Source organism: Escherichia sp. MOD1-EC6162 (assembly GCF_002965125.1).
Classification (GTDB): Bacteria; Pseudomonadota; Gammaproteobacteria; order Enterobacterales; family Enterobacteriaceae; genus Escherichia; species Escherichia marmotae.
Genome location: NZ_PTSB01000034.1, coordinates 25938 through 45795, shown reverse-complemented (window position 1 = coordinate 45795; position 19858 = coordinate 25938). Strand labels below are relative to the sequence as shown.

Genomic DNA, 19858 nt, shown 5'->3' with positions numbered 1-19858 from the left:
TACCCGAAGTGATTCCACTTAATGAATAAAAAAGCAGCGGCCAATGCCGCTGTTTCGTTTGAAGCGCGAAAAGTAAAGTTTTCGCATTTATCGTGAAACGTTTTCGCGTTTTTCGTGCGCCGCTTCATCGAATATATCAGCCTGAATGCTTTCATATTCCAGCCACACCACAGTATTAGTAAACGCATAGATCTCAAGCGGTAAACCATTATCGCCGGGAGCTAACTGGCGCACCATTAAGGTCATATCTTTACGAATCCGCGGATGATTGCGTAGATATTCGTTCAGATAGGCGCGAAACGTTCCAATATTGGTCATTCGGCGCAGGTTTAATACTGACTCCGTAGAACCTTGCTGGCGATTCCACTCGTTAATTTCCTGATGGCGGCTGGTTAAATAGGGTTTCAACAAATGCGCTTTATTCAGCCGCTGCATTTCGGTTTCATCAAGAAAACGAATACTGGTGACATCAATACTGATGCTGCGTTTAATACGTCGACCGCCAGAGGCTGACATCCCGCTCCAGTTTTTAAAGGAGTCGGATACTAACGACCAGGTGGGAATAGTGGTAATGGTATTATCCCAGTTACGCACTTTGACGGTAGTTAAGCCGATATCGATCACTGAGCCATCCGCGCCGTATTTTGGCATCTCCAGCCAGTCGCCCAGTTTCAACATATCGTTCGCGGAAAGCTGAATCCCTGCAACCAGACCAAGAATCGGATCTTTAAACACCAACATCAGTACGGCAGCCATCGCGCCAAGACCACTGATCAGAATTGCCGGTGACTGACCAATCAGCAGTGAGATCATTAATATGCCGACCAGAATCGCGCCGATCAGTTTGATCCCCTGAAATATCCCTTTTAACGGCAACTGTTTTGCCGCCGGGAATTTCTGAGCCAGATTTAAAATAACATCCAGCAGGGAGAAGACTGAAAGCAGCGCATACATCATGATCCACAACTGCGCACAGGTGGTCAGGATATCAGCCGCTTCGGTGCCTTTTTGCAGCCAGAATACCGCCTGAATATTGACGATAATCCCCTGCAGGGTAAAAGCTAAACGGTGGAAGAGTTTATTCTGGGTAATGATTTGCAACCACAGCCGTGAGCTGGCGATGGCGCGTTTTTCGAAGGTACGCAGTACCACCCAGTGCAAAATAATATGCACTATTACGGCGGTCAGAAAAATAATACCGAAAATCATCACCATTGAAGTGGTGTGATCGATCTCAATACCCGCTAAATCTTCAACCTGGGATATTAAATCCTGCATAACGTCTCCTTTATACAACAGCGGCCTATGATGACGGGTGAAAGGGGGTTATGCAAATAAGTAAAATCTGAGGATAAATAGCCGGGCGGATGCCCGGCAAGGGAGAATTACACTTCGGTTAAAGTGATACTTTGTGGCAGACGAGATTTCGGCAGGGTAGCGTTAAAATCTTCGACGCTATGATGACCCACCGGAACGATCACCAGACTGGTGTAGCCTTTCTCTTTCAGACCAAATTCTTCATCGAGGATCGCGGCGTCAAAACCTTCGATTGGCACCGCGTCCAGACCCAGTGCCGCAACGCCCAGCAGGAAATTACCGACGTTGAGATATACCTGTTTTGCCATCCACTCTGCATCATCTTGCAGATCTTTACGGTGCATATCCGCGAAGAATTTGCGGCCTTTATCGTTCGCGGCTTTCGCTTCCGGCGTGGCAAAGCGGCCATCAGCATCTTCCTGGTCAACAACCAGCTTCAGCCAGGCATCGTCCATTGCGGTTTTCGCGCAGAACACCACGACGTGCGAGGCATCAAGTATTTTACGTTCGTTGAACACGTAATTATCGGCAGCGGATTTGGCGACACGCGCTTTGCCTTCTTCAGTGCTGGCAACGATAAAATGCCACGGCTGGGAGTTGGTGCTGGAAGGGCTGTATTGCAGCAGGGTTTTGATCTGCTCTGCCTGTTCTGGGGTAAGTTTTTTGTTGGCATCGAATGCCTTAGTGGAATGACGCTTTAAGGCGACAGAAATAATATCCATAAAGACTCCTTGTGAAAGACATTTGTGTGCCAGCAGATTACAAGGATCGAAGTAAAATGGTAAGCGAGAAAAATGCTCTATAGATTTACGTTTTAGCCTGGGCGCAGTCTTTTTTGATCGCGTTTGGCTAAGCCATCAACCACTAAATTCCATGAATCGTTGATCAGATCGCGAAGTAACGCTTCGGAGATTTCCTTGCCGGGATACACCGAAATCCAGTGCTTTTTATTCATGTGATATCCAGGCTTAATGTTCGGATATATCTGCTGATTTAACAGGGATTTTTGTGGATCGGACTTCAGATTTATGAAGGGGACGCCGCGCAGTTCTGACGACAGCATAAAAATCTTGCCGCCAATTTTAAAAACATCAAACTCCGGGCCAAACGGCCAGCAAAGCTCGACGAAAGGCAGCTCAAGCGCCAGGCGTTTCGCCGTTTCAAGCAGTGATTGCTTATCCATAAACTTTCCTTAAGGCGAAGGAGAATAAGCAAAGTATGCCGCGAACCGCGGCGATAATCGATGTTTAATCCGCCAGCGAGAACCAGCGTCGCCAGATAAATCTAAGAATAAAATATTCAATAGCGCCCAGCACTAAAAACCACAGACAAAATAACAAAGTGTAAAGCTGACTCAGATCCATCAGATGGAACGTGGCCATCAGTTTCTGTGCCAGCGTCAGCCCCAGCGCGGGGGCGGGCAGCAGCAGGCAAGAGAGGAAAGCCATCAACAAAATGCCTGCTGCGGCGGTCAAGGTTTCTAAAGGATGTTTCATAACATTGTTAAATGTAAGTTAAAACACCATTGTCAGGGATATTCTTCTGTAAGGCAATTCCCGACTTAGTCTCCGGCCCAAATCTCACAATGCTTTTTCACCAGCCCAATCAGCGAGCCGCCATCGGCAACGAAATCACGCATCAACTGTGCTTCATTCAGACCGCTGGCGACCTGGCGATGTAGGGCCTCAACCGCACTCGACGCACCAATTTTATGCGCAGAAGGGGCGATTTTTTCCAGCAATCGTAAGGTGTCTTCTGTTAGTGGCCGACGATCGCCGGTGTGTGGATCGGTAACAACGCCTTCCAGACCATAGCGGCAGGCCTGGAAACGGTTGAACTTATACAGCAGATAATCCTTTTCCTGATGCTTAAAAGGGCGTTCCGTCAGCAGCCAGTGAGCGGTGGACTGAATCAATCCCGCCATATTTATCGCATGGCTAAGGGTTAACGGGGTATCCATCACCCGAACTTCTACTGTGCCAAAATGAGGGCTGGGGCGAATATCCCAGTGCAAATCTTTAATGCTGTCGATCATCGTGGTGTAGCTCAGGCAGCGAAACAGGGCTTCGAATTGCTGCCAGTTACTGACCCACGGCATCGGACCATTATCGGGAAAGGCGGAAAAGATATTTGGCCGTGAGGAGACAAAATGGGTATCTGTTCCCTGCATATACGGCGACGCGGCAGAAAGGGCGATAAAGTGCGGCACAAAGCGCGATAAGCCGTGTAGCAAATAAATGGCGTCATCGCCACTGGCGCAGCCAACGTGAACATGCTGACCAAAAACAGTCGCCTGCTGAATGAGATAACCAAAGTGTTCCAGCGTCCGCTGATAGCGTGCGTTATCGCACACCTCCTGACGCTGCCATTTCTGAAATGGGTGCGTACCGCCACCGCAAATTTCCAGATGATTCTCCGCCGCAGCTTGCAGAACGACTTTCTGCATTGCTGAAAATTGCCCGGCAGCCTGGTTGATATCACGGCAAACACCAGTTGCCAGTTCCAGCATACTTTCGGTGATATCGTGCTTCACTTCCCCGGCGCTAATCTCACTTTTTACCGCATCAATTAGCGTTGAAGAGTCCTGACTAAGATCGTAGCCCGGCGGATTAACCACCTGCATTTCCAGCTCAATACCGAGGGTAAAAGGTTCAGAAATATGAAAATCGGGTAATGACATAGGTTTCTCTTATGTGGGCGTTTTCGTTTCAGTATAGAAGTGGGCGCGGCTGGGCGAGATGCGGAAGTTCTGGAATGTTTCTTTTTTTGGTGATGATGAACTGATTGCTACTTACTACTGAAGCAATTTGGCTACTTTTGCAATGTGACAAGTTATGGCTGAGCTGGCTGGTGGCGAAGAATTTTGACGATTGGGGCGTACAGAAAAACTGGCTCAGCTTCAGTTGATCTGATGAATTGTGGAAAGCCCGAAACAGGATTTGCTGTATAAACAAACAGTTATTTTGCTAAGGAAGGGTAAGATAACCGCGGGTGCCTGAAGCTTTCCGGTTTCAGGTTTACTCTGAGGTCTGGAAAGATGAAGCCCAGGAGATATTTCTATCAACCCTGGGGCTACCTACCCAAACCTGAACAATTTGGATGCTAGTCCCTTCTTCGCATGGAGGCAATATAAACACGCTGACGAAATATGCCCTTGTGGCAGTCATAGTACTGTGTTTGACGGTACTGGGATTTACGCTTCTGGTCGGAGACTCGCTGTGTGAGTTCACCGTAAAGGAACGTAATATTGAGTTTAAGGCTGTTCTCGCTTACGAACCGAAGAAATCGCCGCTGTGCGGGGAGAAATCCCTGCATATCCGGTTGTCAGGTCAGGAATGGTAGGGCACCTGCTTTACACTTTCGCCCGCGCTCAGTGATGGCTGCGGGCGAGCCACAGCAAGAGTTATCCATTAATCGTGTTGGCACAGCGTTATGATGTGTTTTCCTCTTATCTGCCAGTGCACAGCAAACATCTCGTCCTCCCAACGAATAATGATTCGCTGTTTATTCCAGTTAACCACCTGATAATTTAGAAATCCTGCGTCGGTCTGTATCTTGCTTGCCTTAAATGCACTCTCTTTTGCTGAAAATGCCAGTGTAAGTGCCACAGGGAAAGGTAAATTGCAGCCTGTAATAAACTCGCGTTCAGTGGGGGTAATGATGTTATCTGTCAATTCTCTGGCTGTGTGTGCAGAAAAAATTTCTTCGATATCCACACCAATCGGTTGGTGAGAGACGATTGCTATAGCCGTAGCCCCGCAGTGACTAATACTGCCGTATAAGCCCGCAGGCCAAAGTGGTTGGCGATGTTCACCGATTGCGGGCACACATTTATAGCCATATCCCCGCAACGCATGAACAGCAGCAATCCGTCCGGCTAAATGTTCGGCTTTGCGTTTACGTCCGGCATGTTGCAGTTGTGCGTAATGCGGCAGCCAGAACAAATCCTGCTCGTGAAAACTTGCAGGATCGAACTCAACAATGTGCAGCGTATGTCCGGCAAAGGGAAGGGAGGTATGCGTGGTTTTCATTTCGCCCATATTAGAGACTGATGACAAACGCAAAACTGCTTGATGCGCTACGCTTATCAGACCTACGTGGTTCTGCAATATATTTGAATTGGCAAGATTTTGTAGGCCGGATAAGTCGTTCACGCCGCATCCGGCATGAACGACACGCCCTTTGTCAACAATCTGACGTTAGTATCAGAAGTGAGTATTAATGCTCATATACCATGTCCGTCCTGGTTCGTTATAGGTATACGCGCCAGCACCTGCGATATAGTTCGCACCGGCAAGATCACCCGTGGTCTGGGCATTCCCTTCACGCCACAAACGCTTGTCGAACAGGTTATCCACGCCGCCAGTCAGACTGACGTTCTTCGTCACGTCCCAGGTCGCACTCAGGCCAACAATACTGTACGGGCTAATCTCTTTGGTTTCCGGGCCAACCGCTGGCTGGCCTTTGTAGTTATATTTCTTCGGCTGCTGTTTGCCATACCAGGTGAAGGTGGTTTGCATCGACAAATCTTCCCGCGCCTGCCAGCTCAGCGTTGAGTTCAACGTATATTCCGGGATGATCGACAAACGGTCTCCCGTGGTTTTGTTTTCACTCTTCAGCATATAAGTGATGTTGTTGGTCCACATCACCGTCTCGCTAACCGGCACGTTTAACGATCCTTCCAGACCTTCAACCACCGCTTTCGGCACGTTATCCCACTGATAGAGATCGGTGCCTGCCGCATTTTTCCCTACAGCCACATAGCCCGCTTCAATCTTGTTGCGATAGTCGTTACGGAACCAGGTCACGCCCGCCAGCCAGCCGTCGCGTTTGAATTCCAGACCAATCTCTTTGTTGATGCTGGTTTCTGCTTTCAGGTCATCGTTACCTTGTAGATAGCAGCCGCCTGCGCTGGCATAGCAGCCCTGACCTTTACTGTAGAGAATGTAGTTCGGGTTAGTCTGATACAGGCTCGGCGCTTTATAGGCGCGTGCGATACCCATTTTCAGCGTGAAGTCATCGCCTAAGCCTTGCGATACGTTTAACGCCGGGCTCCAGTTATTACCGACAATGCTGTGATGATCGAAACGCAGCCCCGGCGTTACGATGGTGCTGTCGGTCAGTTCTATATTGTCTTCTGCAAACAGCGAGAAAATTTCTGCTTTTGAATATGGGCTACGGTCGGTGGCACTCACACCATCAATAGCACCGCCGGTATTCGTTCCGGTCAGCGCCTGGGTGTTGGAACTCAAGTCCTTCATCCGCTGCTGATTCCACTCCGTACCCAGCGTCAGCGTCTGGTTAACGAAGAAATCAATCGGCAGGTTAACTTCGCTATGCAGCATCACGTCATCGAGATCGATATCGACGAAATCCTGCGTCGCTTTTTCGTTAAATTTTCCTTCGGTGCCGCCCGCCAGACCTTCCGGGATACGCGAGTTACGGGTGTGTTCATACTGCACCCAGTTGCTGGTGGTCACGCCGTTATCCCAGCCGCCGTTCCAGGTCAGCGAGTAGTTCTGGCGATAGAGACGGTTGGTTTCATCGCCGTATTTAGAGCGAGTGTAAGCGTCAGAGTTGGTGTTCTGGGTATCGCCCGCATACAGGTTGCCCTGGCGGCTGTAACCTGCTTCCAGTTCCAGCGATTGCAGCGGTGCGAAGTCCCAGCGAACTACGCCGTTAATGTCTTTGTTGATCACCCCTTCGCGCCCGGCTGGTAGGGTAGTTGCATAGGTTCCTGCACGTGCGGACTGATGACCTTTGTTAATATCCCACGCGTCGGCCTGCGTTTTGTCGAGGTTGCCGTACAAACGGAAGCTGAACTCGTCGCCCAGTGGACCGGTGAGGCTGAAGTTGGTGCGTTTGGTGGCACCTTCCTCTTTATGTTCAGGGGCATTGAAATAAGCATCCCAGGAACCGTGCCACTCGCCACTGCCTTTTTTGGTGATAATGTTAACCACGCCACCTGCCGCACCGTTACCGTAACGGGCCGCCGCCGGACCACGCAAAACTTCAATACGTTCGATCATCTCAGGTGGCACCCAGGAGGTATCGCCACGGGTATCACGCTCACCGCGCCAGCCCTGACGCACCGAGTTGCGGCTGCTGACCGGTTTACCGTCAATCAAAATCAGGGTGTTTTCCGGACCCATGCCGCGAATATCAATCTGGCGGTTATTACCGCGCTGACCGCTGGTGGAGTTACCCGTCAGGTTTACGCCTGGCATGGTACGGATGATTTCCGATACATCGCGGGCCACCGGGTTTTTGCGGATTTCATCTGCGGTGATGGTCGAAACGCCGGGAGCCTGCAAGTTCTGCTCGGCGGCGGTCACGACAATGGTATCGTCCTGTGAAACAGGGGTATCGGTTGGCTCTTGTGCCTGCGCTACTCCATAAATCCCCAGATTGACCAACAAGGCCAGGGAATGAATCTTCTTGTTCATTGTTTTTTTTCCTGCATTTTTGCCACGAATTCCAACGGTCTAAAGAGACGTAAGCTGGATTGATGTCGCCCGTCACTGCGAAAACCTTTGATTCCTGAAAGACACGCAGTGCAGTTGGTTAATTAATGCCCGCGCTTGACATAGCGCGCCAATACGCTATTGCAAATGCAAATAGTTATCAATAATATTATCAATATATTTCTGTAATCAATGAAAAAATTCACAATAAACATAAGGTTATGATGTGACGGCGTTAAAGGTGGGAAGTGATAGCTGGTGGCAGTCGAAACATGGCCCGCAATGGCAGCGTCTTAATGACGAAATGTATCAGGTCACTTTCTGGTGGCGTGACCCACAAGGTTCTGAAGAACGCTCAGCGATAAAGCGCGTATGGGTCTATATCACTGGTGTTACCGATCATCATCAGAACAGCCAGCCCCAGTCGATGCAACGCATAGCAGGCACCGATGTCTGGCAGTGGACGACACAACTTAATGCCAACTGGCGCGGCAGCTACTGTTTTATTCCCACCGAACGTGCTGACATTTTTTCTACACCATCACCAGATCGCCTCGAATTACGCGAGGGATGGCAAAAATTACTCCCTCAGGCGATAGCCGATCCGCTGAATCCGCAAAGCTGGAAAGGAGGGCGAGGGCACGCTGTTTCCGCACTCGAAATGCCGCAAGCACCCCTGCAACCTGGTTGGGATTGCCGGCAAACGCCAGAAAATTCAGCCAGGGAAATTACCTGGAGAAGTGAACGGCTGGGAAATTCACGCCGTGTATGGATTTTTACCACCGGCGATGTACCAGCCGAAGAGCGTCCGTTAGCCATTCTGCTCGATGGTGAATTTTGGGCGCAAAGCATGCCCGTCTGGTCGCCGCTGACTTCGTTGACCCGCCGTCAGCAACTTCCACCTGCTGTGTATGTGTTGATCGATGCCATCGACACCGCGCATCGTGCACGCGAACTTCCGTGTAATGCTGATTTCTGGCTGGCAGTACAGCAAGAGTTATTACCCCTGGTGAAAGCCATTACCCCTTTCAGCGATCGTGCTGATCGTACTGTGGTCGCCGGGCAAAGTTTTGGCGGCCTTTCAGCACTGTATGCCGGACTGCACTGGCCTGAACGTTTTGGCTGTGTATTAAGCCAGTCGGGATCGTACTGGTGGCCGCATCGGAGTGGGCAGCCGGAGGGGCAACTGATCGAACAGCTTAAATCAGGCGATGTTAGTGCTGAAGGCTTGCGCATAGTGCTGGAGGCCGGGATTCGCGAACCGGTGATTATGCGAGCTAACCAGGCGCTGTATGCACAATTACAGACCACACAACAATCCATTTTCTGGCGTCAGGTTGACGGCGGACATGATGCGCTTTGTTGGCGCGGCGGTTTGATGCAGGGGCTAATCGACCTCTGGCAACCGCTTTTCCATGACAGGAGTTGAATATGGCATTCAGTAATCCCTTCGATGATCCACAGGGAGCGTTTTACGTTTTGCGCAATGCGCAGGGGCAATTCAGTCTGTGGCCGCAACCGTGCGCGTTACCGGCGGGTTGGGACGTTGTTTGTGAACCGCAGTCGCAGCAAGCTTGCCAGCAGTGGCTGGAAGCTAACTGGCATACACTGACACCCGCGAATTTCACCCAGCCGCAGGAGGCGCAATGAGTCAGCATTTACCTTTGGTTGCAGCGCAATCTGGCATCTGGATGGCAGAAAAACTGTCTGATTTACCTTCCGCCTGGAGCGTGGCGCATTACGTTGAATTAACCGGAGATATTGATGCGCCATTACTGGCCCGCGCGGTGGTTGCCGGGGTAGCACAGGCTGATACGCTGCGGATGCGTTTTACGGAAGATAACGGCGAAGTCTGGCAATGGGTCGATGACGCGATGACGTTCGAACAGCCAGAAATTATCGACCTGCGTACCAACATTGATCCTCACGGCACTGCGCTGGCATTGATGCAGGCTGATTTACACCAAAACCTGCGCGTCGATAGCGGTAAACCGCTGGTGTTTCATCAGCTCATTCAGATTGCGGATAACCGCTGGTACTGGTATCAACGTTATCACCATTTGCTGGTTGATGGCTTCAGTTTCCCGGCGATTACCCGCCAAATTGCCAACATTTACTGCACATGGCTGCGGGGCGAACCAACGCCTGTTTCGCCGTTTACTCCTTTTGCTGAAGTGGTGGAAGAGTACCAGCAGTACCGCGAAAGCGACGCCTGGCAGCGTGATGCAGCATTCTGGGCAGAACAGCGCTGTCAGTTGCCGCCGCCAGCTTCACTCTCTTCCGCACCTTTGCCTGGGCGTAACGCTTCGGCGGATATTCTGCGCCTGAAACTGGAATTTACTGACGGTGAATTCCGCCAACTGGCTACGCAATTACCAGAGGTACAACGTACCGATCTGGCTCTTGCACTGGCAGCCTTGTGGCTGGGGCGATTATGCAACCGCATGGACTATGCCGCCGGATTTATTTTTATGCGTCGCCTGGGATCGGCGGCGTTGACGGCAACCGGACCTGTGCTCAACGTTTTGCCATTGGGTATTCACATTGCAGCGCAAGAAACGCTGCCGCAACTGGCAATCCGGCTGGCAGGGCAGTTGAAAAAGATGCGCCGCCATCAACGTTATGATGCGGAACAAATTGTGCGTGACAGCGGACGTGCGGCGGGAGAGGAACCGCTTTTCGGCCCGGTACTCAATATCAAGGTATTTGATTATCAACTGGATATTCCTGGCGTGCAGTCGCAAACTCACACCCTGGCAACCGGTCCGGTTAATGACCTTGAACTGGCGCTGTTCCCGGATGAGCACGGTGATTTGAGTATTGAAATCCTCGCCAATAAACAACGTTACGATGAGTCAACGTTAATCCAGCACGCTGAACGCCTGAAAATGCTGATTGCGCAATTTGCCGCGGATCCGACGCTGTTGTGTGGCGATGTCGATATTATGCTGCCAGACGAATATGCTCAGTTGGCGCAGATCAACGCCACCCAGGTCGATATTCCTGAAACCACACTGAGCGCGCTGGTGGCAGAACAGGCAGCGAAAACGCCGGATGCTCCGGCACTGGCAGATGCACATTACCAGTTCAGCTATCGGGAAATGCGCGAGCAGGTGGTGGCGCTGGCTAATCTGCTGCGTGAGCGCGGCGTTAAACCCGGCGACAGCGTAGCGGTGGCATTGCCGCGCTCGGTCTTTTTGACCCTGGCATTACATGCGATTGTTGAAGCAGGCGCGGCCTGGTTACCGCTGGATACGGGCTATCCGGACGATCGTCTGAAGATGATGCTGGAAGATGCACGCCCGTCGTTGTTAATCACTAGCGACGATCAACTGCCGCGCTTTAGCGATGTAGCAAATTTAACCCGCCTTTGCTATAACGCCCCACTTACCCCTCACGACAGTGCGCCACTGCAACTTTCGCAGCCGCACCACACCGCTTATATCATCTTTACTTCCGGTTCTACCGGCAGGCCGAAAGGGGTGATGGTCGGGCAGAAGGCTATCGTTAATCGCCTGTTATGGATGCAAAACCATTACCCGCTGACAGGTGAAGATGTCGTTGCTCAAAAAACGCCGTGCAGTTTTGATGTCTCAGTATGGGAATTTTTCTGGCCGTTTATCGCTGGGGCAAAACTGGTAATGGCAGAGCCGGAAGCGCACCGCGATCCGCTCGCTATGCAACGGTTTTTTGCCGAATACGGCGTGACGACCACACACTTTGTACCGTCGATGCTGGCGGCGTTTGTTGCTTCGCTGACAGCGGAAACCGCTCGCCAAAGTTGCGCGACGTTGAAACAGGTGTTCTGTAGTGGCGAAGCATTACCGACCGATTTATGCCGTGAGTGGCAGCAATTAACCGGCACGCCGTTACATAATCTCTACGGCCCTACAGAAGCGGCGGTGGATGTGAGCTGGTATCCGGCCTTTGGCGATGAACTGGCGGCGGTGAGTGGTAGCAGCGTACCGATTGGCTATCCGGTCTGGAACACGGGGCTGCGCATTCTTGATGCAATGATGCATCCAGTACCGCCGGGTGTTGCGGGAGATCTCTATCTCACCGGCATCCAACTGGCGCAGGGTTATCTTGGACGACCCGATCTCACAGCCAGCCGTTTTATTGCCGATCCGTTCGCTCCTGGTGAACGCATGTATCGTACTGGCGATGTGGCTCGCTGGCTGGAAAATGGCGCGGTGGAGTATCTCGGGCGCAGTGATGATCAGCTAAAAATCCGTGGTCAGCGTATTGAACTGGGTGAAATCGATCGCGTGATGCAGGCGCTGCCAGATGTCGAGCAGGCCGTTACCCACGCTTGTGTCATTAACCAGGCGGCAGCAACCGGCGGTGATGCGCGTCAGTTGGTGGGGTATCTGGTGTCGCAATCAGGTTTGCCGCTGGATACCACTGCACTGCAGGCGCAATTGCGCGAAACATTGCCGCCGCATATGGTGCCTGTAGTTCTGCTGCAACTTGCGCAGTTGCCGCTCAGCGCCAATGGCAAGCTGGATCGCAAAGCTCTGCCGTTGCCGGAACTAAAAGCCCATACGTCGGGACGTGCGCTGAAAACGGGCAGTGAATCGATTATTGCTGAAGCGTTTTCGTCATTACTGGGTTGTGACGTGCAGGATGCCGACGCTGATTTCTTCGCTCTTGGCGGTCATTCGCTACTGGCGATGAAACTGGCAGCGCAGTTAAGTCGACAGTTTGCTCGCCAGGTCACACCGGGGCAGGTGATGGTGGCATCAACCGTCGCTAAACTGGCAATGATTATTGATGGCGGAGCAGAAAACGCCCAGCGTCTGGGATTTGAAACCGTTCTTCCACTGCGTGAAAGCAATGGCCCGACGCTGTTCTGTTTCCATCCGGCGTCCGGTTTTGCCTGGCAGTTTAGCGTGCTCTCGCGTTATCTCGACCCACAATGGTCGATTATCGGTATTCAGTCACCGCGCCCCAATGGCCCCATGCAGACGGCGACAAACCTGGATGAAGTATGCGAAGCGCATCTGGCAACATTACTGGCACAACAACCTCGTGGCCCTTATTACTTGCTGGGTTATTCGCTGGGCGGTACGCTGGCGCAGGGTATCGCGGCGCGACTGCGTGCTCGTGGCGAACAGGTAGCATTTCTTGGTTTGCTGGATACCTGGCCACCAGAAACGCAAAACTGGCAGGAAAAAGAAGCCAACGGTCTGGATCCGGAAGTGCTGGCGGAGATTAACCGCGAGCGCGAGGCGTTCCTGGCGGCACAGCAGGGAAGTACTTCAACGGAGCTGTTTACCTCCATTGAAGGCAACTATGCTGATGCGGTGCGATTGTTGACCACTGCTCATAGTGTGCCATTTGATGGTAAAGCCACGCTGTTTGTTGCTGAGCGTACATTACCGGAAGGTGTCAGCCCGGAGCGCGCCTGGTCACCGTGGATTGCAGATCTGGATATTTATCGCCAGGATTGCGCGCACGTGGATATTATATCGCCAATGACGTTTGAAAAAATCGGGCCAATAATTCATACGATACTAAATAAATAACTTTATCTTAAATACAAATCCATAATTATGATAAATAATTATGGATTTTATTATTTATCATATTAATACCCCCTGAGTGGATTGACTGAAAATGCTCCAAATATTGCGTTCGTGCGTGTAATTTACAAACTTCAGCTTCGGATAATTCTCACCAACTGGTAAAGTGAGCGCTATGGAGATTTACTCATATTGGACTCATTTTCAGGTTATACCGCATGTCATCACTGAATATTAAGCAGGGAAGTGACTCTCATTTTCCCGATTATCACCTGGCGTCGCCCAGTAATAATGAAATTGATTTACTTAATCTAATCGACATTTTATGGCAGGCAAAAAAAACGGTCATGGCAGTCGTTTTTGCGTTTGCCTGCGCAGGTTTACTTATCTCTTTCATCCTGCCGCAAAAATGGACCAGTTCGGCTGTCATCACCCCCGCAGAGGCTGTTCAGTGGCAAGACCTGGAGAAAACTTTCACTAAACTCCGCGTGCTGGATCTCGATGTCAATATCGACCGCGGCGGTGTTTTCAATCTTTTTATTAAAAAGTTTCAGTCGGTTAGCTTACTGGAAGAGTATCTGCGTTCATCACCTTATGTTATGGACCAACTAAAAGAGGCGAAAATCGACGAACTGGATTTGCATCGCGCTATTGTCGCATTGAGCGAAAAAATGAAAGCGGTTGATGACAATGCCAGTAAGAAAAAAGATGAGCCGACACTTTATACTTCCTGGACGCTAAGTTTTACCGCGCCCACCAGTGAAGAAGCCCAGACCGTTCTGGCAGGGTATATCGATTATATCTCTACGTTGGTGGTGAAAGAGTCGCTAGAAAATGTGCGTAATAAACTGGAAATTAAAACCCAGTTCGAAAAAGAAAAACTGGCCCAGGATCGGATTAAAACCAGAAACCATCTTGATGCAAACATTCAGCGCCTCAATTACTCACTCGATATTGCTAATGCGGCAGGAATTAAAAAACCCGTTTACAGTAATGGTCAGGCAGTAAAAGACGACCCTGAGTTCTCTATTTCTCTCGGCGCAGACGGTATTGAGCGTAAACTGGAAATTGAAAAAGCGGTCACCGATGTTGCCGAACTGAACGGTGATTTACGTAATCGCCAGTATCTTGTTGAGCAATTAACAAAAGCAAATGTCAGCGATGTCAATTTTACGCCGTTTAAATATCAGTTGCGTCCGAGTTTGCCGGTGAAAAAAGACGGTCCTGGCAAAGCGATTATTGTGATCCTTGCCGCGTTGGTCGGCGGTATGGTTGCGTGTGGCAGCGTGCTTTTGCGCCATGCAATGGCATCCAGAAAACAGGATGCCATGATGGAAGGCCACTTAGTTTAAATCTTCGCGGTTGAAGGTGCCGTTCGTCCGAGCGGCACCACCAATGGTGTTCCTGCCACGGGATCATCAATAATCATGCAGCGCAAACCATAGATACGCTCAATTAATTCGGCAGTGACAATCTCCTTAGGCGCACCCTGGGCGATAATTTTTCCTTCTCGCAGCGCAATCAAATGGCTGGCGTAACGACAGGCCTGGTTGAGATCGTGCAGCACCGTAGCCAGCGTATAGCCTTTCTCGCGGTTTAGTTCACTGAGCAACTCCAGCAAATCAATCTGATGACTGATATCCAGCCAGGTCGTTGGCTCATCGAGCAACATAATCGCCGTTTCCTGGGCCAGCACCATCGCGATCCACGCTCGCTGTCGTTGCCCGCCGGAGAGGGTATCCACGCTTTGATTCGCCAGATGAGTAATTCCCGTGGCCTGCATCGCTTTTGTAACCGCCTCTTCATCTTCTTTCCGCCAGCGGGTAAACAACGGCTGATGCGGATAGCGCCCACGCGCTACCAGCTCCTGAACGGTGATGTCGCCCGGCGTGGTAGCGTTTTGCGCCAGCAGACCAATCCGGCGTGCGACCTCTTTACTGGCGAAACGTTGAATCTGTTCGCCATCCAGCCAGACATGCCCGTGAGCGGGTGTCATCAGACGGCTTAACGTGCGCAGCAACGTGGATTTACCGCAGCCGTTTGGCCCGATAATCGCCGTGAAATGACCGTCAGGGATCTCTACGGTCAGATTTTCCGCAACGGTATATTTGCCATATCCCAGGGTTAACTGCTCGCCGCGCAAACGGGCTACTGATTCGGTCATTTTTTGCGAGACTCCTGAATTAACAAGACGATAAGGTAAATACCGCCGAGGCTGACGGTGACGACGCCAACCGGAAGTTGATACGGCATAAACAGTTGCTGAGCGCAGAGGTCTGCTGCCAGCAGTAACAGCGCGCCACATAGCGCCGCCTGGGTCAGCCCCCAGCGAGCGGTGCCGCTAATGCGTCGGGCAATATGCGGCGCGACCAGCGCAATAAAGGAGATCGGCCCCGCCAGTGCAGTTGCAGCAGCGGTAAGCACCACCGCCACCAGCATCATTAACAGACGCGAGCGTTCGACGCTGACGCCCAGCGCGCAGGCGGTATCATCGCCCATCTCCAGCAAGCGCATCCGCCTTACCAGCAAGGCTGCGGCAATTAACATCAAAATAATGATTGGCGCGGAAGGCCAGGTTTTCGCCCATGTCAGGCCGTTGAGCGAGCCGGCATTCCACAAACCCGCCGTTAGCGCCGTCTCTAATGAGGCTTTAAGCAATAGCCAGGTATTAAAGGCCACCAGCATGGCGCGAACGCCGATACCGATAATAATCAGGCGAAAGGTGTCGATACCGTTACGCCAGGCGAGCAGCCAGACCAGTAGTGAAGTGACAATGCCACCCGCCATTGCTGCCAGGGCGATAGCCGTCAGGTCCTGACCAAACAGTACCATCGCCACCAGCACGCCGCTCCACGCCCCGGTGTTAAAGCCCATCACGTCAGGGCTGCCGAGTGGGTTACGCATCAGCGACTGAAAAATAGCGCCGCTGACGCCCAGCGCCGCGCCAATTAACAGCGCCATCAGCACGCGCGGTAAGCGCCATTCGGTGACGACCATTGTCATACTGCGGGGAGCATCATCCATCAGCGCGGCGAATACCTGCGATGTTTCCAGTGTCACAGCACCACTGCGTAATCCCCAGATGCCCGCCACGATACAGGCGGTAATCAGCAACAAACAGGTTATGAGTAATCTGCGAGAGACGTAAATCATGCGCCACCTCGCGTTTTACGTCGGACGAGGAAGATTAATACCGGTGCGCCAATAAAGGCGCTGACCACGGAAACGCGCAGCTCGCCGGGCACAATCACACGCCCGATGATATCGGCAAACAGCAGCAGGACAGGCGTGGCGAGTAGTGTAACGGGGAGTGACCAGCGATGATCTGCTCCTACCAACCAGCGTGCCATATGCGGCATCATCAGGCCAATAAAGGCAATTGGACCCACCACTGCCGTCGCACTACCGCAAAGCACGGTAATCGCCAGCAGACCAATCAACTGTGTGCGCGCTACGCGGCTACCCAGCGCTGTCGCGGTGTCGTTTCCCAGACTTAAACTATTCAACGCACGACTCAGTAAGAGTGCGGTTGCTCCGGCGATCAGCACCGGGAGCAGCACCACTTTTAAGGTATGGAGGTTGCGAATATCCAGTGAACCGGCTTGCCAGAAACGCAACTGATCGTAGACGTCAGGATTAAGCAGGGCGATGCCGCTGGTCAGCCCTTCCAGTACCGCCGCCAGCGCCACGCCCGCCAGGGTTAAACGCACCGGACTTAACTGCCCGCCGCCCTGGCTGCCGGTAAAGGCAACAATCAACGAGGCCACCAGCGCGCCAGCGAAAGCCATCGCCAGTTGTTCCTGGGCGGAAGAGTAACCAAACAGCGCTGCGCCGAGCACAATGGCAAAGCTGGCTCCGGCGTTCACGCCAAGCAAACCGGGATCGGCAAGCGGGTTTCGGGTGAGGGTTTGCATTAACGCCCCGGCAAGGCCAAGCGCTCCGCCCGCCAGCAATCCGGCAAGGGTGCGCGGCAGTCGGGCGTCGAGCACGATGGTGCAGTCGGCGCTCTGGCAGGTGCCGGAGAGTGCCTCCAGGACCACGGAGGCGGGGAGTGATTTTGCCCCAATGAGCAGGCTTAATGCCGTCGCGATAATCAGTAATAACAGCAATCCGGGCACGGCAATGGCGCGTGTCACGGCAACAGAACCAGACATACGAACTTCCATGATAATGAAATTAATTATCGTTATCGATCTTATTTGGATATGTTAGCATGTGCAGCCTAAGAATAGGTATTTAAAATATTTGATGGCAAGGCATTGTAATGAATAAACAATCCTGGCTGCTTAACCTCAGCCTGTTGAAAACGCACCCGGCGTTTCGCGCAGTATTCCTCGCTCGTTTTATCTCAATTGTTTCTCTGGGGTTGCTCGGCGTCGCGGTGCCGGTGCAGATCCAGATGATGACGAATTCCACCTGGCAGGTTGGGCTTTCAGTGACGCTGACCGGCGGCGCGATGTTTGTCGGTCTGATGGTCGGTGGTGTGCTGGCGGATCGTTATGAGCGCAAAAAAGTGATTTTGCTGGCGCGCGGCACCTGTGGCATTGGCTTTATTGGTCTGTGTCTGAACGCGCTGTTGCCGGAGTCATCACTATTGGCAATCTATTTACTCGGTTTATGGGATGGTTTTTTTGCCTCGCTGGGCGTTACGGCGCTGCTGGCGGCAACGCCTGCGCTAGTTGGGCGGGAAAACTTAATGCAGGCCGGGGCGATTACCATGTTGACCGTGCGCCTGGGATCGGTAATTTCGCCCATGATGGGTGGCTTACTGCTGGCGACTGGCGGCGTCGCCTGGAACTACGGGCTGGCGGCGGCAGGAACGTTCATCACTTTACTGCCTCTGTTAAGTCTTCCGGCACTGCCGCCGCCACCGCAGCCGCGTGAGCATCCGCTGAAATCGCTTCTGGCAGCCTTTCGTTTTCTGCTCGCCAGCCCGCTGGTGGGCGGCATTGCGCTGTTGGGTGGGTTGTTGACGATGGCGAGTGCGGTGCGGGTACTGTATCCGGCGCTGGCAATCAACTGGCAGATGTCGGCGGCGCAGATTGGCTTTCTCTATGCGGCAATTCCGCTCGGTGCGGCAATCGGGGCGTTGACTAGCGGGAAACTGGCGCATAGCGTGCGGCCAGGATTGTTAATGCTGCTTTCCACATTAGGTTCATTTCTCGCCATTGGTTTGTTTGGCCTGATGCCAATGTGGATTCCGGGCGTGGTTTGTCTGGCGCTGTTCGGCTGGCTGAGCGCGGTCAGTTCGTTGCTGCAATATACAATGCTGCAAACGCAAACTCCGGAAGCGATGTTAGGGCGGATTAACGGTTTGTGGACGGCGCAGAACGTGACGGGCGATGCGATTGGTGCGGCGTTGCTGGGCGGTCTGGGGGCGATGATGACACCGGTTACATCCGCCAGCGTCAGTGGCTTTGGCTTGTTGATTATCGGTGTATTGTTGTTGCTGGTGCTGGTGGAGTTGCGCCGTTTTCGCCAGACGCCACCACAAGCGGCAGCGTCCGACAGTTAATGCTTAGAACAGCGCCTTAAGTCGTTCCAGCACTTGCATGGCGCTGTAGTAATCCAGACGGAACGTCTCGGTTCCCAGTGCATAAACCTGCTTGTTCTGTACTGCAGGCAGGTGCGCGAGCAGCGGATTAGCATAAATTGCATCGGCATCTTTCTGATCGCCGGCGAACAGGAACAGCGACTCACCGTTTAACCCGGCAGCCAGATTTTCTCCACCAAGCTGAATGATGTCATGGCGTTTGCCCTGACTTTGACTGGCGTTTAAGCCCGCTGGCAGTTTCGCCAGCGTAAAGCCGAGTTGTTCCAGCATCTGCCCTTGTGCTGATTCCGGCGTCCAGAGATTGGCACTGTGTGCAGCGGCGGTATAGACAATGGCAGTGACCGGCTGCGGCGGTAATTTGATTTGCTCTTTCGCTGCCGCCAGTTGCTTATCAAACTGCGCAATCCGCTCTGCCGCTTGTTTCTCATGCCCGGTAATTTCGCCAAGTTGCGTTAACAGCGACTGCCAGCTTTTGTCGTCGTAATTGATAATTAACGTCGGCGCGATGGTGGAAAGCTGATCGTACAGTGGCATTGCAGAATCGCCGCCGGTTGCGCTAATCAAAATCAGATCCGGCATTTGTGCGGCTACCGCTTCGGCGTTCGGTTCTCCGATATAGAGGCGCTGCAGTTTGCGTTCCTTCGCAACATCGCTCCACTGGCGCAAGAATCCCTGGTCGTCCGCGACGCGGTTATTCGGCGTAGTTGCACCACTGGCAATCACCGGAGCGTCTATCGCCAGCAGCGACCCCGTCAGCGTGACGCTGGTTGAGACGATGCGCTGTGGCTGGCTTTCCAGCGTATGGCTGCCGCGGCTGTCAGTCACCTGACGCGGCCAGTCGGCGGCCTGCACTGCGGATATTCCTGAAAGCAAAAGTCCTGCTAAGAAAAGGGTCTTACGGTAGAGCGGGGCGAGTCTCACGAATCAGCGTCCTGTTATTAGTGAAGTTAATGCTTCTCATTTTCATTATAACGACAAGCAGATGCAAGCCCGAGTCG

At 52.4% G+C, this 19858-nt stretch carries 15 protein-coding genes and 3 pseudogenes; 6 read left to right on the top strand and 12 right to left on the bottom strand.

The window, feature by feature from the left end:
- Window positions 1-126: 126 nt before the first annotated feature.
- The 6 genes and pseudogenes from ybdG to A9587_RS25575 all read right to left on the bottom strand — a co-directional run.
- A pseudogene (gene ybdG / locus A9587_RS20975) lies at window positions 127-1278 on the bottom strand (mechanosensitive ion channel YbdG); the annotation flags it as partial.
- Between the two features lie 107 nt (window positions 1279-1385).
- A complete protein-coding gene (gene nfsB / locus A9587_RS20970; RefSeq protein ID WP_001515940.1) occupies window positions 1386-2039 on the bottom strand; it encodes an oxygen-insensitive NAD(P)H nitroreductase in 654 nt (217 codons plus the stop codon).
- A 92-nt stretch (window positions 2040-2131) separates the two neighbouring features.
- Window positions 2132-2500: an MmcQ/YjbR family DNA-binding protein gene (locus tag A9587_RS20965; protein ID WP_000360970.1), complete on the bottom strand. Its 369-nt coding sequence runs from the start codon at window positions 2498-2500 to the stop codon at window positions 2132-2134.
- Window positions 2501-2564: 64 nt separating this feature from the next.
- Window positions 2565-2813 carry a DUF1158 domain-containing protein gene (locus A9587_RS20960; RefSeq protein ID WP_000682506.1) on the bottom strand — a complete coding sequence of 83 codons (249 nt, stop codon included), beginning with the start codon at window positions 2811-2813 and terminating at the stop codon, window positions 2565-2567.
- 65 nt (window positions 2814-2878) lie between these two features.
- The gene (locus A9587_RS20955; protein WP_000056358.1) at window positions 2879-3997 is read right to left on the bottom strand and encodes a YbdK family carboxylate-amine ligase; all 1119 of its coding nucleotides are present in this window, start codon (window positions 3995-3997) and stop codon (window positions 2879-2881) included.
- 219 nt (window positions 3998-4216) lie between these two features.
- Window positions 4217-4484, bottom strand: a pseudogene (locus A9587_RS25575) (hypothetical protein).
- On the opposite strand from A9587_RS25575, the pseudogene A9587_RS20945 reads away from it, so the two are divergent.
- Window positions 4417-4602, top strand: a pseudogene (locus A9587_RS20945) (Hok/Gef family protein); the annotation flags it as partial. The pseudogenes A9587_RS25575 and A9587_RS20945 overlap by 68 nt on opposite strands.
- Window positions 4603-4727: 125 nt before the next feature.
- Here the strand turns inward: A9587_RS20945 and entD are convergent.
- Together entD and fepA are read right to left on the bottom strand one after the other, a co-directional pair.
- A complete protein-coding gene (gene entD, locus A9587_RS20940) occupies window positions 4728-5348 on the bottom strand; it encodes an enterobactin synthase subunit EntD (protein ID WP_105263434.1) in 621 nt (206 codons plus the stop codon).
- A gap of 174 nt (window positions 5349-5522) precedes the next feature.
- Complete coding sequence (fepA, locus tag A9587_RS20935) at window positions 5523-7763, bottom strand: siderophore enterobactin receptor FepA (protein WP_001034945.1); 2241 nt, start codon at window positions 7761-7763, stop codon at window positions 5523-5525.
- 244 nt (window positions 7764-8007) lie between these two features.
- Between fepA and fes the strand changes: the two genes are divergently transcribed.
- The 4 genes from fes to wzz(fepE) all read left to right on the top strand — a co-directional run bounded on the left by fes (window position 8008) and on the right by wzz(fepE) (window position 14658).
- Complete coding sequence (gene fes / locus A9587_RS20930; protein ID WP_001515944.1) at window positions 8008-9210, top strand: enterochelin esterase; 1203 nt, start codon at window positions 8008-8010, stop codon at window positions 9208-9210.
- 2 nt (window positions 9211-9212) lie between these two features.
- Window positions 9213-9431: an MbtH family protein gene (locus A9587_RS20925; RefSeq protein ID WP_000885802.1), complete on the top strand. Its 219-nt coding sequence runs from the start codon at window positions 9213-9215 to the stop codon at window positions 9429-9431.
- Window positions 9428-13309 carry an enterobactin non-ribosomal peptide synthetase EntF gene (gene entF, locus A9587_RS20920; RefSeq protein ID WP_105263425.1) on the top strand — a complete coding sequence of 1294 codons (3882 nt, stop codon included), beginning with the start codon at window positions 9428-9430 and terminating at the stop codon, window positions 13307-13309. The genes A9587_RS20925 and entF overlap by 4 nt, the downstream gene beginning before the upstream one ends.
- Before the next feature lie 215 nt (window positions 13310-13524).
- Window positions 13525-14658: an LPS O-antigen length regulator Wzz(fepE) gene (gene wzz(fepE) / locus A9587_RS20915; protein ID WP_001515946.1), complete on the top strand. Its 1134-nt coding sequence runs from the start codon at window positions 13525-13527 to the stop codon at window positions 14656-14658.
- Here wzz(fepE) and fepC read toward each other — a convergent pair.
- From fepC to fepD, 3 genes are read right to left on the bottom strand one after another with little or no spacing between them, the layout of a single operon-like run.
- Window positions 14655-15470, bottom strand: a complete 816-nt coding sequence (gene fepC, locus A9587_RS20910) for an iron-enterobactin ABC transporter ATP-binding protein (protein WP_105263424.1) — start codon at window positions 15468-15470, stop codon at window positions 14655-14657. The genes wzz(fepE) and fepC overlap by 4 nt on opposite strands.
- Window positions 15467-16459: an iron-enterobactin ABC transporter permease gene (gene fepG / locus A9587_RS20905; protein ID WP_000640983.1), complete on the bottom strand. Its 993-nt coding sequence runs from the start codon at window positions 16457-16459 to the stop codon at window positions 15467-15469. Before fepG ends, fepC begins: the two co-directional genes overlap by 4 nt.
- Complete coding sequence (gene fepD / locus A9587_RS20900) at window positions 16456-17460, bottom strand: Fe(3+)-siderophore ABC transporter permease (RefSeq protein WP_010380679.1); 1005 nt, start codon at window positions 17458-17460, stop codon at window positions 16456-16458. The genes fepG and fepD overlap by 4 nt, the downstream gene beginning before the upstream one ends.
- 110 nt (window positions 17461-17570) lie before the next feature.
- On the opposite strand from fepD, the gene entS reads away from it, so the two are divergent.
- Window positions 17571-18821 carry an enterobactin transporter EntS gene (gene entS, locus A9587_RS20895; protein WP_061090779.1) on the top strand — a complete coding sequence of 417 codons (1251 nt, stop codon included), beginning with the start codon at window positions 17571-17573 and terminating at the stop codon, window positions 18819-18821.
- A gap of 3 nt (window positions 18822-18824) precedes the next feature.
- Here entS and fepB read toward each other — a convergent pair whose 3' ends face one another.
- Window positions 18825-19781 carry a Fe2+-enterobactin ABC transporter substrate-binding protein gene (fepB, locus tag A9587_RS20890; protein WP_001515950.1) on the bottom strand — a complete coding sequence of 319 codons (957 nt, stop codon included), beginning with the start codon at window positions 19779-19781 and terminating at the stop codon, window positions 18825-18827.
- Between the last annotated feature and the right edge of the window lie 77 nt (window positions 19782-19858).

Coding starts and splice junctions, on each gene's coding strand:
- nfsB (WP_001515940.1), bottom strand. CDS start 2,039: ATGGATATTATTTCTGTCGCCTTAAAGCGTCATTCCACTAAGGCATTC.
- A9587_RS20965 (WP_000360970.1), bottom strand. CDS start 2,500: ATGGATAAGCAATCACTGCTTGAAACGGCGAAACGCCTGGCGCTTGAG.
- A9587_RS20960 (WP_000682506.1), bottom strand. CDS start 2,813: ATGAAACATCCTTTAGAAACCTTGACCGCCGCAGCAGGCATTTTGTTG.
- A9587_RS20955 (WP_000056358.1), bottom strand. CDS start 3,997: ATGTCATTACCCGATTTTCATATTTCTGAACCTTTTACCCTCGGTATT.
- entD (WP_105263434.1), bottom strand. CDS start 5,348: ATGAAAACCACGCATACCTCCCTTCCCTTTGCCGGACATACGCTGCAC.
- fepA (WP_001034945.1), bottom strand. CDS start 7,763: ATGAACAAGAAGATTCATTCCCTGGCCTTGTTGGTCAATCTGGGGATT.
- A9587_RS20925 (WP_000885802.1), top strand. CDS start 9,213: ATGGCATTCAGTAATCCCTTCGATGATCCACAGGGAGCGTTTTACGTT.
- entF (WP_105263425.1), top strand. CDS start 9,428: ATGAGTCAGCATTTACCTTTGGTTGCAGCGCAATCTGGCATCTGGATG.
- fepC (WP_105263424.1), bottom strand. CDS start 15,470: ATGACCGAATCAGTAGCCCGTTTGCGCGGCGAGCAGTTAACCCTGGGA.
- fepG (WP_000640983.1), bottom strand. CDS start 16,459: ATGATTTACGTCTCTCGCAGATTACTCATAACCTGTTTGTTGCTGATT.
- fepD (WP_010380679.1), bottom strand. CDS start 17,460: ATGTCTGGTTCTGTTGCCGTGACACGCGCCATTGCCGTGCCCGGATTG.
- entS (WP_061090779.1), top strand. CDS start 17,571: ATGAATAAACAATCCTGGCTGCTTAACCTCAGCCTGTTGAAAACGCAC.